We start from the raw sequence: 15469 nt of genomic DNA on the forward strand, positions 1-15469 counted from the left end.
GCGTGGTGTGCCGTACGTGGCGCTTCGTTTTTGCCGTCAGCGCTGCGTCGTGTTTCGTTTGAGCCGGATCTGCGGCGGGCGCGTGGCTGCCTGATGTCCGCGCGCCGATCAGGCGCTTGCTGCCTCGCGTGCGTGACGCTGTCTCGCCTCGGCATGCGCCCGCGCGGTCGATGAATGCGCTGCGGCTTCACATCGATGGAACCACCGCACCATCTCATGGTCACACCCTGATGTTGTCGATGTCAGGAGTTCCATGATGCAAACCAAGTCCTCGCGCTGGCCGTGGCTGTTGGCGGTGCCGCTCATTGCCGGCGCCGCCTGGTGGCTGTTCCGCGGGCCGTCCGATCCATCTGGTGCGATGCCCGCGCCCATCAGCCAGACCGCGAGCGCGGTGGCTGCCGCCGTCGCACCGTCGCCGCCTGCACCCGCCGCGCCGCGCCACCCGGTGCAGACGCCATCGCCCGATGCCGCAGATGCGGCGATTCCGGCATTGGCGCAGAGCGACGCTGCCGCATGGCAAGCGCTGTTGGACCTGGTGCAGCAGGACGACGCGCTGTCGATCGTGCTGCGCGGGCATCTGATCGAACGCGTGGTGGTGATGATCGATAATCTCACCCAGCCCAGTATCAGCCGCCGCGCCTCGGTGCTGCAGCCGGTGCCGGGCGAACTGCAGGTCGCCAGCGCAGCCGATCGCAGCGTGATCGACCAGGCCAACGCAGCACGCTATGCGCCGTATGTCGCCGCGTTTACCAGCGTGGATGCGCAGGCGCTGGTGTGGAGTTATGTGCGCTTCTATCCATTGTTTCAGCAGGCCTATGCCAACCTGGGCGCGCCGGACCGTTACTTCAACGACCGCGTGATCGATGTGATCGATCATCTGCTGCGCACGCCGGAGCCGCGCCAGCCAATTGCGGTCGTGCGCGATGTGCGTGGCCGCTATCTCTTTTTGGATCCCGCGTTGGAATCTGCGTCGGTCGGGCAGAAGGCATTGCTGCGGTTGGGGCCAACCCAGGCCGCAGCGGTGAAGGCGCAGCTGCAGGCCATTCGCACAGCGTTGTTGCAGGGACGTTGAGGTTGGCGGTTCAGCTGCGTCGAAATCAAAAGCCGCATTTGTGCGGCCTTGCATGGTCGATATCTGGGGGCGCGTAACGGTGCGCAATGACGCGGGCAAATCGCGATGGCACCGAACGCGCAGCGAAAGCGACTTGCGCGCGTCAGCCGTGCATTGACCGAAATTGAAGCTGACCGGCACACGCGCGCTGCGTGATGCCGGTGGCATCGCCTATGCCGCGTCCAGTTCCGGATAGTGGCGGAAGATGCCGTTTGTGTTGAACGCTACGCGGCGCTCGGATGCGAGATACGCGGCAATGCGCGGGCGCTCGGCCACGCGCTGCTGCAGGGCTTTTAGCCCCGGCAACGTCTTCGACAACGTCGCCATGCGCTTGGGGAACATGTACTCCAAGCCGCTGATCAGCTGAAAAATCGATAGATCCACGTACGAATGGCTGCCAAGCACATGCGTGCCGCCTGCCTGTTGCAGCACTTGCTCGAAGTAGCCGAGGAACTTGGGTAGCCGGTTGTCGCGCAGATCCTTGGCGCGTTTGGCCGCTTCGGCTTGTTGATCTTCGTAGTACAGCCCGACGCCGATGGGATGATGGGTGTCGTGCACTTCGGCCACCAGGTCGGCGATCGTCATCTGTAACTGCAATGCCTGCAGGCGCTGCGCCTCTGCCTCGGGCACCAACTGCAATTGCGGGCCAATGGCATGCAGGATGGCTGCCACCTGCGAAACCACTACCTCGCCTGCACGCAGAAAAGGCGGTGCGAACGGTTGTGCACCAGTGTGCTTGCCGTCCAGGAAGTCGGTCATGACCTCGTCGCCGTCGATGCGTGCTACGTCGGTGTAGCTGGCGCCGGCATCTTCCAATGCCAGGCGGACGAATTCGCCGCGGCCTTGCAGGCCGGTCCAGTAATAGAGCTGATAGTGCATGCGCTGCTCCGGTGTCGGATTGGCGCTGCAGCGTAGGGAGCGGGCGGCTAGGCGGGCGTGATCGGGGTGTCAGTAGCGTGTGACCCGGCGCTGCATGGCGGCTGCGCCAGCAGCCAGGCCAGCTTGCGCGCTCGGGGTTGGCGTTTGATTGCGCACTCCGCACGCGAGGCGCTGGCGCGGTCGGGGTAGGGATGGCTGGCGAGGATCTGCAGCGGTGGATTGGCCCGCGTGTAGCGCGCCCCGGTGCCACGCACATGCGCCTGGAAGCGCCGCTGCAGATCGTTGGTGATCCCGGCGTAATAGCTGCCGTTGCGACATTGCAGCAAGTAGAGATACCAGGGTTTGGGCGCATCCATCTGCGCATTATCGCCATGGATGCCGCGCTTGTGCAGCGCGCTGTCGCAAGGTCGCATCGCCGGCCAGTGCAGGCGCGACGGTGCGTGAGTGAATAACCACCTAAACATTGGTTATTTGACGCTCATGGCGCTGGCAAACAGCATGCCGTATCGCCAATGGCGGTCGAGGCGGCTTCGTGGCCAACGCGCGGTTGCACAGCATGCAACCCACCCGAATCGCCGCGACACCACCTTCCACATCGATCGCTCCAGTCCACACGAAGGACCTCCATGCCTGTGCAACACCGGATCCCTGCGGGGATCGCTCCTGCTTCGAGGTTGTTGGGAACACCGCAGTTGCTGGCGTGGAGTCTTGCAGTGGCATGCGCACCGACGCTGGCCAACGCGTCGAGCGAAGCAGCACCAGCACCGGAGAGTGCGGCACAGACGCTGGGCGCGGTGACGGTGACCGCCACCCGCCGCGAAACGACCTTGCAGCAGGTGCCGGTGGCGGTGTCGGTGGTGCAGGGCCAGACCCTGGAGCGCGAGAGCCGCAACAGCGTGGCGGACCTGCCGGCGCTGGTACCTAGCCTGACCTTTCGCAGCGGCGCATCCAACAAGGACACCTCGTTGTTCCTGCGTGGCGTAGGCACCATTTCCACCTCGCCGGGCGTGGAGCCCAGCGTGGCCACGGTAATCGATGGCGTGGTGCTGGGCCGCCCGGGACAGGCCACGTTGGACCTGCTCGATGTCGAACGCATCGAAGTGCTGCGTGGGCCGCAGGGCACCTTGTTCGGCAAGAACGCCTCGGCCGGCGTGCTCAATATCGTCAGCAAGCCGGCGCCGGAGGTGTTTGGCGGCTATGTGGATTATTCCCACTTCGGCGGCGGCGACGAAGACCGCGTGCGTGCCAGCATCGGCGGTGCGCTGGTGCCGGAGGTGCTCAAGGCCAGCGTGTCGGCGGTGTGGGCCGAGTACGGCGGCAACGTGCGCAATGTGGCCGACGGGCAGACCGTCAATGGCTACCGGCGCGCCGGCGCACGCGTGCGGCTGGACCTCACGCCGAGCCCGGACTTCAGTGCGACCTTGCTCGCCGATTACCTGAAATCGCATAGCGATGCGCCCAGCGGCGTCGTCGTTGCCAGCACACGCGCCGACTTTGCCGCTGCGCTTGCGCCGGTGCGTGGCAGTGCCGACAACCGCCAGATCAACAGCGATTACCCGACCTTTCTGGACGACATCAACAAGGGCGCGTCGCTGCAACTGGACCGGCATATCGGCGAGGTGGTGCTGACCTCGATCAGCGCATGGCGGCAATGGGATAACACGCAGTTCCAGGACGGCGACCGCACTGCCCAGCGCAGTGCGGCGTTTCCGGCATCGCACGATCGCGGTGAGCTGGGCTACACGCAGTATTCGCAGGAACTGCGCGTGCAGACCCCGCGCGACCGCGCAGTGGAAGCGGTGGCCGGGCTGTATTACCTGTACGCCCGCAGCGACGAAACCTATCGCCGCAGCGTGACCACACCCACCGCCAGCAATGTGGGTGTGGCCGATTACGACACCCGCGCGCAGACCTACGCGTTGTTCGGCGAGGCCACCTGGCATTGGCGCCCGGATCTGCGCGCCTTGCTGGGCGCGCGCGTCACCCGCGACACGCTCGAGTATCAGCATCAGCGCGTGTCCAGCGCGGCAGCGCCGGTCACCGGGATTCAGCCCTCCACGGCCAGCGCCGGCAGCACCTCCGAAAATGGCGTGTCCGGGCGCACCGGCCTGCAATACGACATCGATGCGCAGACCACCGGCTACCTCACCTATTCGCGCGGCTACAAGGGCCCGGCCTACAACGTGTTCTTCAACATGCAACGGCGCGACACGCCGGCGCTGAAGCCGGAGACGTCAAACGCCTGGGAGTTGGGGTTGAAGACGCGCGCGCTGGACGACCGGCTCAGTGCGAATGTGGCGTTGTTTCACACCGACTATGCCGATTACCAGGCCAACTTCTTCGACACCGTGGCCGGGCAGGTGGTCACGCGGTTGATCAATGCCGGGCAGGTGCGCACGCAAGGCCTGGAGCTGGATCTGGACTACCGGCCTACCGAGCGGCTCAGCCTGGCCGCATCGCTGGCGTATACGCAGGCGCGTATCCAACGCTTCGCGTGCCCGGCGGCAGCGGCGGCCAACTGCAATGTCGACGGCAAACCGCTGCCGTTTTCGCCGGACTGGAAGGGCAATCTGCGTGCCGGCTACCGCGTGCCGCTGCGTGGCAGCCTGGCCGTGGAGTTCAATGGTGATGTGAGCTGGCAGGACAGCGTGCAGTACGACCTCAGCCAGACCGCGCAAACCCTGCAGGGCCCGTATGCGATCTGGAACGCCAGCATTGCGCTGGCCGACGACGCGCATGGCTGGCGGGTGGCGGTGCTGGGCCGCAACCTGGGCGATCGCGCGTATGCACCGCTGTTGGCCAATGCCACCGGCAATGTCTACCGCCTGGTCCCGCGCGACGATCGGCGCTACGTCGGCGTGCAAGTGCACAAGGATTTTTGAGGATGCAATCGATGGGTTTACACAGTGAGATCAAGCACGCACAGCGCATCCTGCTGGGTGGTCGGCGATGAGCGCGCCACGGCAGCTGTCGCTGGGTGCCTTCCTGATGGCGGCCGGGCACCACGTCGCGGCCTGGCGGCACCCGCAGGCGAGTGCAGACACGCTGGATTTCGCGCAGTACCGCGAGATGGTGCGCATCGCCGAGGCCGCCAAGTTCGACGCGGTGTTCGTGGCCGACAGCCTGGCCGCAGCCGGCGGGCCGATCGCGCCGCGGATGGCGCGTTCCAGCCTGTTCGAGCCGCTCACGCTGCTCAGCGCACTGGCCGCGGTGAGCGAGCGCATCGGCTTGATCGCCACCATGACCACCAGCTACAACGAGCCGTATCATGTGGCGCGCAAGTTCGCCTCGCTGGACCATCTGTCCGGCGGACGGGCCGGGTGGAATCTGGTCACCTCCGACGCCGCCGATGAGGCGCTCAATTTCAATCGCGATGCGCATTACGTACACGCCGAGCGCTATGCGCGGGCGCGCGAATTTCAGCAGGTGGTCGCCGGCCTGTGGGACAGCTGGGACGATGACGCCTTTATCGCCGACAAGGCGGCCGGCCTGCATCACGACCCGACGCGTGCGCATGTGCTCGATCATCGCGGCACGCACTTTCAGGTGCGCGGGCCGCTCAACATCGCGCGCGCGCCGCAAGGGCATCCGGTACTGGTGCAGGCCGGTTCGTCCGAGCCCGGGCGCGCGCTGGCGGCAGAAACCGCCGAGGTGGTGTTCACCGCGCAATCGTCGCTGACCAAGGCACAGGCGTTCTATGCGGATATCAAAGGGCGGCTGGAACAGTTTGGCCGCACGCGCGATGCATTGAAGGTGCTGCCGGGCGTGTTCATCGTGGTGGGACAAAGCCAGGCCGAAGCGCAGGAAAAATTCGAGCAGTTCCAGGAGCTGGTGGAACCGCAGGTGGGCATCGCGCTGCTGTCGCGCATGCTGGGCAACTTCGATCTGTCCGGCTATCCGCCGGACGGCCCGTTGCCGGAATTGCCGCTCACCGAAACCGGCCAGCGCAGCCGCCAGCAGTTGTTCACCGAACTGGCCGGGCAGGAGCAGTTGAGCATTGCCCAGCTCGGTCGGCGTATCGCCGGTGGGCGCGGGCATTACAGCCTGATCGGCACGCCCGCGCAGATTGCCGACGAGTTGCAGGCGTGGTTCGAGCAAGGCGCAGCCGATGGCTTCAACGTGTTGGTGCCGCACCTGCCCGGTGGCTTGGCCGATGTGGCCACGCACGTGGTACCGGAGCTGCAACGACGTGGGCTGTTCCGGCGTGAATATGCAGGGCGCACCTTGCGCGATCATCTGGGGCTGACACGCCCCGTCAATCGCTTCAGCGCCCGCTGATCTACCGGACACACCCATGACCTATCTTGCACATCCTGATCGTTACGACCGCATCGCCTACCGCCGTGTCGGCCGCAGCGGCCTTGTCTTGCCCGCATTGTCGCTGGGGCTGTGGCACAACTTCGGCGACAGCACGCCGATCGACACCCAGCGGCAGCTACTGCGCACCGCCTTCGATCTGGGCATCACCCATTTCGATCTGGCCAACAACTACGGCCCGCCGTATGGCAGCGCGGAGCGCAACTTCGGCCGTTTGCTGCGCGAAGACTTCAAGCCGTACCGCGATGAATTGATCCTCTCCACCAAGGCCGGCTGGGACATGTGGCCCGGCCCCTACGGGCAGGGCGGCAGTTCGCGCAAATACCTGCTGTCCAGCCTGGATCAGAGCCTGCAACGGCTGGGCGTGGACTATGTGGACATCTTCTATTCGCACCGTTTCGATGCGGACACGCCGCTGGAAGAAACCGCCGGCGCATTGGCCAGCGCCGTGCAACAAGGCAAGGCGCTGTACGTGGGCGTGTCGTCGTATTCAGCGGCGCGCACGCGCGAGATTGCGGCATTGCTGCGCGAGTGGAAGGTGCCGTTGCTGATCCATCAACCGGCCTACAACCTGTTCAACCGGTGGCTTGAGCACGAGCTGCTGGATGCCACCGCAGACATCGGTGCCGGGGTGATTGCATTCACACCGCTGGCGCAAGGTCTGCTCACCGGTAAGTACCTCGATGGCGTGCCGGCCGATGCGCGCGTCAATCGCCCCGGTGGGCAATCGCTGCGGCCGGAGCATCTGTCCGACGACAACCTGCAACGCGCACGTGGATTGAATGCCATTGCGCAAAAGCGCGGACAAAGCCTTGCGCAGCTGGCACTGGCCTGGGTGCTGCGCGATGCGCGCGTGAGTTCGGCGTTGTTGGGTGCCAGCCGGCCGGAGCAGTTGATCGAAAACGTCGCGGCATTGCAGAACCTGAACTTCAGCGCGGAAGAGTTGGCCGAGATCGATCGCTTTGCGGTCGAGGGCGGCATCAACCTGTGGGAAAAACCGTCAACCGATTGGCAATGAGGAGATCGTCGATGCGCATGCGTGTGGCCTGGGCCGTGATGTTGTTGATAAGTGCCGCGTGGTTGCCGTGCGCGTCTGCGGCCGACCCTGCACAGCTGCGTATCGGCTATCAAAAAGCGGTGTCGAGCCTGGTACTGGCCAAACAGCACCGTCTGCTGGAGCAGCGCTTCCCGCGCACCAACATTACCTGGGTGGAATTTCCAGCGGGGCCGCAATTGCTGGAAGCCTTGAACGTGGGTAGCGTCGATCTGGGCGGGGCCGGCGATATTCCGCCGTTGTTCGCGCAAGCAGCCGGTGCCGATCTGTTGTACGTAGGCTGGGTGCCGCCGACGCCGAAGGCCGAAACCATTCTGGTGCCGACCAAGAGCACGCTGCGCCGCGTGGCCGATCTCAAGGGCAAGCGGGTTGCGTTTCAAAAAGGGTCCAGCGCGCATAACCTGCTGCTGCGGTTGTTGGCCAAGTCCGGCTTGAGCCTGCGCGATATCACTCCGCTGTATCTGTCGCCGGCCAATGCGCGTGCTGCGTTTGCGGCCGGGCAGGTGGATGCCTGGGCGATCTGGGACCCGTGGTATTCGGCGTTGACGCTGGATGGCAGCGCGCGCCTGCTCGCCAATGGCGAAGGGCTGGGGTTGACCGGCGGGTTCTTTCTGTCGTCGCGCCGCTATGCCACGGCATGGGGCCCGTTCGTGCAGCAGGTGATGGGCACGCTCAATCAGGCCGACGGCCTGCTGGAACGCGACCGCGCCGGCAGTATCAAGGTGCTGGCGCAGGTGAGTGGGCTGTCGCCTGCGGTGGTGGAGCGCACCTTGGCGCACCGCCCGCCGGCCAGCGTGCAACCGCTCAGCGCCGAGGTCATCAAGGCGCAGCAGGCCACCGCCGACCTGTTCTACGCGCAGCGGCTATTGCCCAAGCGCGTGCTGGTAGCACCGGCGGTTTGGCGCGCGCCGGCCACGGTTGCCGCGCAAGCGGCAGGCAAGTGATGCGCACGGCTGCATCGCTGCACACCGGCAACGCGAAGGCGATGCAATGAGCGCGCGCGCATGGCGCTGGGGCAACCGGCTGCTGCCGTGGGTGTTGCCATTGACGGTGCTGGCGGCATGGCAGGGCGCCGCATCGGTTGGCTGGCTGCCGCAGCGCATCCTGCCGGCGCCGGACGCGGTGCTGCGTGCGGCGGCCACGCTCATGCAAAGCGGCGAGCTGTGGCAGCACCTGGCAATCAGCAGTTGGCGCGCCGTCGTGGGCCTGGCCATCGGCGGCAGCCTTGGCCTGGCGCTGGGCCTGTTGACCGGTGTGTCGCGCGTGGCCGAGCGCCTGCTCGACAGCAGCCTGCAGATGCTGCGCAACGTGCCGCATCTGGCGCTGATTCCGCTGGTGATCCTGTGGTTCGGCATCGATGAGGGCGCCAAGTTGTTTCTGGTGGCACTGGGTACCTTCTTTCCGATCTATCTCAATACCTATCACGGCATCCGCAGCGTGGACCCCGCGTTGATCGAGATGGCACGCAACTACGGCTTGCGTGGGCCGCAATTGTTTATCGATGTGTTGCTGCCCGGCGCGCTGCCGTCGATTCTGGTGGGACTGCGCTTTGCATTGGGGCTGATGTGGCTGACCTTGATCGTGGCTGAAACCATCTCCGCCAGTTCCGGCATTGGCTACCTGGCAACCAATGCGCGCGAGTTCCTGCAGACCGACATCGTGGTGGTGGCGATCGTGCTGTATGCGCTGCTCGGCAAGCTGGCCGATCTTGCCGCGCGCGGGCTCGAAGCCTGGTGGCTGGGCTGGCATCCGGCGCAACAACGGCGCGCGCAGGTGCCGCGATGACGGTGGCAGGCAATGGGTTGCCGCTGAGCCTGCGCGGCATCGGCAAGCGCTATGGCGGCAGCGATGTGTTGCGCGGCATCGATCTGGAGATTGCAGCGGGCAGTTGTGTGGCGGTGGTCGGCCGCAGTGGCTGCGGCAAGAGCACGCTGCTGCGCGTGATCGCCGGTCTTGAGAGCGCCGATGCCGGTCGCGTGGACAGTGACGATGCACCCTTGGCGCGTCGGCGCGATGCGGTGCGGCTGATGTTTCAGGATGCGCGGCTGCTGCCCTGGAAGCGGGTGATCGACAACGTGGCGCTGGGCCTGGGCCGTGCCGGGCGCGCACAGGCACAGGCCGCACTGGATGCGGTGGGGCTGGGCACGCGCGGCGGCGACTGGCCGGCGGCGTTGTCCGGTGGGCAGCGGCAACGCGTGGCGCTGGCGCGCGCATTGGTGCATCGGCCGCGGTTGTTGCTGCTGGACGAGCCGCTGGGCGCGCTGGATGCGTTGACGCGGATCGAGATGCAGCAGCTGATCGTGCAGCTGTGGCGGCAGTACGGCTTCACCCTGGTGCTGGTGACTCATGATGTGGCCGAAGCCAGCGCGCTGGCCGACCGCATCGTGGTGATCGAGCAGGGCCAGGTCGGTCTGGATGTGGCCGTGCCGGTGGCGCATCCGCGCGCGCCTGGCTTGCCCGCGCTTGCCGCGATCCAGGCGCAGGTGTTGTCGCGTCTGCTGGGCGCTGCGCAGGCAGGTGCGGCGGCAACTCCCGCGCAGGGCGATGCGGGGCAGGGCATCGCTGGTGGCGGCAGCGCTTTGCATGCGGCAGTGCCGTTGCGACGGATCGTGTAGCAACCGTCCGTTGGTCGGCCCCGTGGCCGATGCCAGACCGCGCTGCCCGCAGCGTGCGACGACACTCCGGGCCGGATAAGGCGGTCTTGGTGGCCTTGGTCTCGGTTCGTTCCGTGCCGATCAAACCTTGAAACCCCGCTCGGCAGCCGCATCTGCACGGTATCGCCGGCGTTGCCGGCCACCCGTTCAGAGGATTTCCCATGCGGATGGACAAGCTCACCTCGCGGTTCCAGCAGGCACTGGCCGACGCACAGTCGCTGGCCGTGGGCCGCGACCACAACATCATCGAGCCGGTGCACGTGCTGGCCGCGCTTCTCGACCAGAGCGGTGGCAGTACGCGCCCGCTGCTGTCGCAGGCCGGGGTCAACGTGCCGTCGCTGCGCGAGCGTCTTGGCGAGGCGCTGGATACCTTGCCCAAAGTGTCCGGGCAGGAAGGCAATCTGTCGATCGGTAACGATCTCAATCGCCTGCTCAACCAGACCGACAAGCTCGCTCAGCAACATGCCGATGCTTTTATCGCCAGCGAGTGGTTTGTGCTGGCCGCCGCCGACGATGCCAGCCCGCTGGGAGTGGCCTTGCGCGCGGCCGGCGGCGACAAGAAGAAGATCGAAGCGGCCATCGACAAGCTGCGCGGCGGCGAAACCGTGCAATCGGAAAATGCCGAAGAGCAGCGCCAGGCGCTGGAGAAATACACCATCGATCTCACCGCGCGTGCGGAGAGCGGCAAGCTGGATCCGGTGATCGGCCGCGACGAAGAAATCCGCCGCACCATCCAGGTGTTGCAGCGCCGGACCAAGAACAACCCGGTACTGATCGGCGAACCCGGCGTGGGCAAGACTGCGATTGTCGAAGGCCTGGCCCAGCGCATCATCAACGGCGAAGTGCCCGAAGGCCTGCGCGGCAAGCGGGTGCTGTCGCTGGACATGGGCGCGCTGATTGCCGGTGCCAAGTTCCGCGGCGAATTCGAAGAGCGCTTGAAGGCGGTGCTCAGCGACCTGTCGAAGAACGAAGGTCAGATCATCCTGTTTATCGATGAGTTGCACACCATGGTGGGCGCAGGCAAGGCCGATGGCGCGATGGACGCCGGCAACATGCTCAAGCCGGCGCTGGCGCGCGGCGAGCTGCATTGCATCGGCGCCACCACGCTGGACGAATACCGCAAGTACATCGAAAAAGATGCGGCATTGGAGCGTCGCTTCCAGAAAGTGTTTGTGGGCGAGCCGACGGTGGAAGACACCATCGCCATCCTGCGTGGCTTGAAGGAACGCTATGCCGTGCACCATGGTGTAGAGATCACCGACCCGGCGATCGTGGCGGCGGCCACCTTGTCCAACCGCTACATCACCGACCGCCAGTTGCCGGATAAAGCCATCGACCTGATGGACGAGGCCGCATCGCGCATCCGCATGGAGATCGACTCCAAGCCGGAAGAACTCGACCGCCTGGAGCGCCGGCTGATCCAGCTCAAGATCCAGCGTGAGATGTTGAAGAAGGAAAAGGACGACGCCTCGCGTCAGCGCCTGGCCGATCTGGAAACCGATATCGACAAGCTCGAACGCGAGTTCTACGACCTCAACGAGCTGTGGAAGTCGGAGAAGGCTGCGCTGCAGGGCACCACCAAGGTCAAGGAGCAGATCGAGCACGCCAAGCTGGAGCTGGAAGCGGCGCAGCGTCGCCAGGACTACGCCAAGATGAGCGAGATCCAGTACGGCGTGTTGCCGCAGCTGGAAAAGCAGATGCTGCTGGCCAACGAAGTGGAGCATCACGACTTCAAGCTGGTACAGGACCGCGTGACCGCCGAAGAAATTGCCGAAGTGGTGTCGCGTTGGACCGGCATTCCGGTCAACAAGATGCTCGAAGGCGAGCGCGACAAATTGCTGCGCATGGAAGACGAACTGCACCATCGTGTGGTCGGGCAGAACGAGGCGATCAAGGTGGTGTCCGATGCGGTGCGTCGCTCGCGCGCCGGCCTGTCCGACCCGCATCGTCCGAGTGGCTCTTTCCTATTCCTGGGGCCGACCGGCGTGGGCAAGACCGAGTTGTGCAAGGCGTTGGCGGACTTCCTGTTCGACAGCACCGAAGCGATGATCCGCATCGACATGAGCGAGTTCATGGAGAAGCATTCGGTGTCGCGCCTGATCGGTGCGCCTCCGGGCTACGTGGGCTATGAAGAAGGCGGCTATCTCACCGAAGCGGTGCGCCGTCGCCCGTATTCGCTGATCCTGCTCGACGAGGTAGAAAAAGCGCATGCCGATGTCTTTAATATCCTGTTGCAGGTGCTCGACGATGGCCGTCTGACCGATGGTCAGGGCCGCACCGTGGACTTCCGCAACACGGTGATCGTGATGACCTCTAACCTGGGCTCGCATCAGATCCAGGAGCTTTCCGGCGACGACAGTGCCGAGGCCTACACGCAGATGAAGGCCGCGGTGATGGGCGTGGTGCAGGCGCATTTCCGCCCGGAGTTCATCAACCGGCTGGACGACATTGTGGTATTCCACCCGCTGGACAAGGCGCAGATCAAATCGATCGCGCGCATCCAGTTGCAGGGCCTGGAAAAACGCCTGGCCGAACGCGGACTCAAGCTGGATCTGGACGATGCCGCGCTGGATCTGCTCGGCAACGTCGGCTTCGACCCGGTGTATGGCGCGCGACCGCTCAAGCGCGCGATCCAGTCGCAGGTGGAAAATCCGCTGGCCCAGCAGATCCTCTCCGGGCATTACATCAGCGGCGACACCGTGCGCGTGCGTGTCGAGGGCGGGCGTCTGGCGTTTACGAAGGGCTGATGAGGTTGGACGATGGGTGCGTGTCGCAACGCCAATCGCATCGGAGCCATACACTGACGAAGCACCGTCTGTGGGCATCTCCACGCACCGGCGACAACGGTTGACGCAATAGCGGGCACTGCGCAGGCAGTGCCCGTTTGCGTTAGTGGGTTATCCCTGAGCCTCAGCTGCGGCATGCCGTGTCTTTCTACAAACCACCAGGCATTAAGACTGCCAGCGCATCCAGGCTGCGGCAGGTCGCGCCGACAGCTTTCGCAGGCCTGCGGTTGCAACGACGGAATGCCTCGGTCAGAGTGCGCCGTCTTCGACCCAAGGTCTGAAAGCTGGGCAAGGCGTAGCGCGCATCGGCTCACTCCATGACGTTGCAAGCAATGCGTCAGCTCAGGCCACGTTGCAACGAACGATCGGCAAATCAGCCATCGCTGGTGCCTCAGCCACCGACCACAACCGCCGATACGCGTGCAAGCGCCCTCACTGACCGAAGCGTTCGCACGAAACCTGCAGGCGTTGCGCGTGTTGGGTTGGTCGGGGCGCGGTATCGAATCCGGTGTCGGGACACGCCGTGAATCCGTCCATGGAGGCTCGGTGGCGGCATCCATGCCGCCACACGGTCCCGCCCCCGGATACGCCACCACGCTTGCGCTGTTCGCCGTCGCCGATCGGCAAGCAGGGCCAGGCTCATCAGGTTGCATTATGTGGATGGCGCAGGCGGTGCACGGCTGTGCTTACAACCGGGCGGCATGAGCTCATCACTGCGCGTTTGCAAACGGACGTGCGGTCCCGGCTATGGTCGGCATTCTTTCCGAGAGCGAGCCGCACCATGACCGACCCGCAGTGGAAGCCCGAAACCATCGCCGTGCATGGCGGGTATCGCCCCGATCCGACCACGCGCGCGGTGGCGGTGCCGATCTACCAGACCGTTGCCTACGCCTTCGACAATACCCAGCACGGCGCGGATCTGTTCGATCTGAAGGTGCAGGGCAATATCTATAGCCGCATCATGAATCCCACCAACGATGTGCTGGAACAGCGCGTCGCGGAGCTGGAAGGCGGCATCGGCGCACTGGCGCTGGCATCCGGACAGGCGGCGGTGACCTACGCCATCCAGACCATCGCCGAAGTGGGCGACAACATCGTGTCGTCCAGTGCGTTGTATGGCGGTACCTACAACTTGTTCGCACATACGCTACCGCAGTTCGGCATCAGTACGCGGTTTGCCGACTATCGCGATCCGCAGGCGTTTGCCGGCCTGATCGACGACCGTACCAAGGCGGTGTTCGTCGAGTCGATCGGCAATCCGCGCGGCAACATCACCGATATCGAAGCGGTGGCGGCCGTGGCGCATGCGCATGGCGTACCGCTGATCGTGGACAACACCGTGGCCACCCCGTCGTTGCTGCGGCCGATCGACTTCGGCGCGGACATCGTGGTGCATTCGCTGACCAAGTATCTCGGCGGGCATGGCAACAGTATCGGTGGCGCCATCGTGGACAGCGGGCGCTTTCCGTGGGCGGAGCACAAGGCGCGGTTTCCGCGTCTCAACGAGCCGGACGTGAGCTACCACGGCGTGGTGTATACCGACGCGTTGGGCGAGGCCGCTTACATCGGCCGCGCGCGCGTGGTGCCGCTGCGCAATACCGGGGCGGCGTTGTCGCCGTTCAATGCATTTTTGATCCTGCAAGGCATCGAAACCCTGCCGTTGCGCATGGAGCGCATCAATGCCAACACATTCGCGATTGCGACATATCTGCAGCAACACGCGCGGGTGGCCTGGGTCAATTACGCCGCGTTGCCGGATCATCCCGAGCATGCGCTGGCGCAGAAGTATCTGGGCGGGCACGGCTCGGGCGTGCTGACCTTCGGCCTGCCCGGTGGGCGTGCGGCGGGCGCGCGGTTTCTGGATGCGCTGCAGTTGTTCACGCGGCTGGTCAACATCGGCGATGCCAAATCGCTGGCGACGCATCCTGCATCCACCACGCACCGTCAGCTCGATCCGGCCGAACTGGAACATGCCGGCGTCAGCGAAGACACCGTGCGCCTGTCGATCGGCATCGAACATATCGACGATCTGCTGGCGGATCTGGAGCAGGCGCTAAAGGGAGCGTGAGGTTTTAGCGCAGCCAACACGCCGACTGTGCTCACCGCCAGGCGAGCGCGGCCGGTACTCGGTGCGGCATGGACCACGCGTCCACTTCGGTTCTTCCGCGCCGTCCACACCCACCTGACGACTGCTCGCTACGTTTTGTTGGCCACTCTTGGAACAACGCTCCCGTCGGATACCAAGGCACGGCGGGAGCGCCACCGGTGCGCGTGTCTTGGTGCGCTCGTACTGCTAGCGCGGAGCGGGGTGGGGTTGGGTATGGCAAAGCACGATGCCCGCCGGTACTGGCTTCGGTGAGCGCGGCAGCGCGGCTGGGGATCGGCTCTTCCATGACCCGGACATCTTGAACACGCCAATGACGCTTGGCTTGAAGCCCTTCTCCCGCCCGGAACGGCTCGCCCCCCGTCGGGGCGAGGAGGAACAGCTTGCGCGCTATGCGCGCGCGTGCCCGGGAGTGCACGCGCCGCAAGCGCGGGCCGGGGCGCGGAGCGGGGGTAGGGATCGCGGGCTCAATTACGGGGGCAAAGCCCACGCATATGTGCGAGATCAAGCTCGGTGGCGGACATACAAGTAAGCCCAGCATGCTGCTTCCACACATGGCATGAG

The 15469-nt window shown here is 65.2% G+C and carries 11 protein-coding genes and 1 other RNA gene; 10 read left to right on the plus strand and 2 right to left on the minus strand.

From position 1 onward, the window contains the following. The first annotated feature begins 256 nt into the window (after nt 1-256). Nucleotides 257-1072: a DUF3014 domain-containing protein gene (locus RQH86_RS09635; protein ID WP_311239593.1), complete on the plus strand. Its 816-nt coding sequence runs from the start codon at nt 257-259 to the stop codon at nt 1070-1072. A 210-nt stretch (nt 1073-1282) separates the two neighbouring features. On the opposite strand, the gene RQH86_RS09640 is transcribed toward RQH86_RS09635, so the two are convergent. Next, nucleotides 1283-1990, minus strand: a complete 708-nt coding sequence (locus RQH86_RS09640) for a glutathione S-transferase family protein (RefSeq protein WP_311239594.1) — start codon at nt 1988-1990, stop codon at nt 1283-1285. A 47-nt stretch (nt 1991-2037) separates the two neighbouring features. Continuing rightward, nucleotides 2038-2367, minus strand: coding sequence for a GIY-YIG nuclease family protein (locus tag RQH86_RS09645; protein WP_311239624.1), 330 nt, complete (start codon nt 2365-2367; stop codon nt 2038-2040). Between the two features lie 249 nt (nt 2368-2616). Here RQH86_RS09645 and RQH86_RS09650 point away from each other — a divergent pair, with 249 nt between their 5' ends. The 9 genes from RQH86_RS09650 to RQH86_RS09690 all read left to right on the plus strand — a co-directional run bounded on the left by RQH86_RS09650 (nt 2617) and on the right by RQH86_RS09690 (nt 15013). Then, nucleotides 2617-4872: a TonB-dependent receptor gene (locus RQH86_RS09650; protein WP_311239595.1), complete on the plus strand. Its 2256-nt coding sequence runs from the start codon at nt 2617-2619 to the stop codon at nt 4870-4872. 67 nt (nt 4873-4939) lie between these two features. After that, a complete protein-coding gene (locus tag RQH86_RS09655) occupies nt 4940-6268 on the plus strand; it encodes an LLM class flavin-dependent oxidoreductase (RefSeq protein ID WP_311239596.1) in 1329 nt (442 codons plus the stop codon). A gap of 16 nt (nt 6269-6284) precedes the next feature. Continuing rightward, nucleotides 6285-7325, plus strand: coding sequence for an L-glyceraldehyde 3-phosphate reductase (mgrA, locus tag RQH86_RS09660; RefSeq protein WP_055848948.1), 1041 nt, complete (start codon nt 6285-6287; stop codon nt 7323-7325). A 17-nt stretch (nt 7326-7342) separates the two neighbouring features. Next, entirely contained in the window at nt 7343-8305 is a 963-nt protein-coding gene (locus RQH86_RS09665; protein ID WP_311239625.1) for an aliphatic sulfonate ABC transporter substrate-binding protein, read from the plus strand. Between the two features lie 46 nt (nt 8306-8351). Further along, nucleotides 8352-9146: an aliphatic sulfonate ABC transporter permease SsuC gene (gene ssuC / locus RQH86_RS09670; RefSeq protein WP_311239597.1), complete on the plus strand. Its 795-nt coding sequence runs from the start codon at nt 8352-8354 to the stop codon at nt 9144-9146. Continuing rightward, the gene (locus RQH86_RS09675) at nt 9143-9976 is read left to right on the plus strand and encodes an ATP-binding cassette domain-containing protein (protein WP_311239598.1); all 834 of its coding nucleotides are present in this window, start codon (nt 9143-9145) and stop codon (nt 9974-9976) included. Before ssuC ends, RQH86_RS09675 begins: the two co-directional genes overlap by 4 nt. Nucleotides 9977-10176: 200 nt before the next feature. Further along, a complete protein-coding gene (gene clpB, locus RQH86_RS09680) occupies nt 10177-12762 on the plus strand; it encodes an ATP-dependent chaperone ClpB (RefSeq protein ID WP_311239599.1) in 2586 nt (861 codons plus the stop codon). Between the two features lie 820 nt (nt 12763-13582). Then, complete coding sequence (locus RQH86_RS09685) at nt 13583-14869, plus strand: aminotransferase class V-fold PLP-dependent enzyme (RefSeq protein WP_311239600.1); 1287 nt, start codon at nt 13583-13585, stop codon at nt 14867-14869. A gap of 68 nt (nt 14870-14937) precedes the next feature. Continuing rightward, nucleotides 14938-15013, plus strand: a non-coding RNA gene (locus tag RQH86_RS09690) — sX9 sRNA. Nucleotides 15014-15469 lie beyond the last annotated feature (456 nt).

Source organism: Xanthomonas sp. WCS2018Noco2-27 (assembly GCF_031843525.1).
In the GTDB taxonomy this organism is placed as follows: Bacteria; Pseudomonadota; Gammaproteobacteria; order Xanthomonadales; family Xanthomonadaceae; genus Xanthomonas.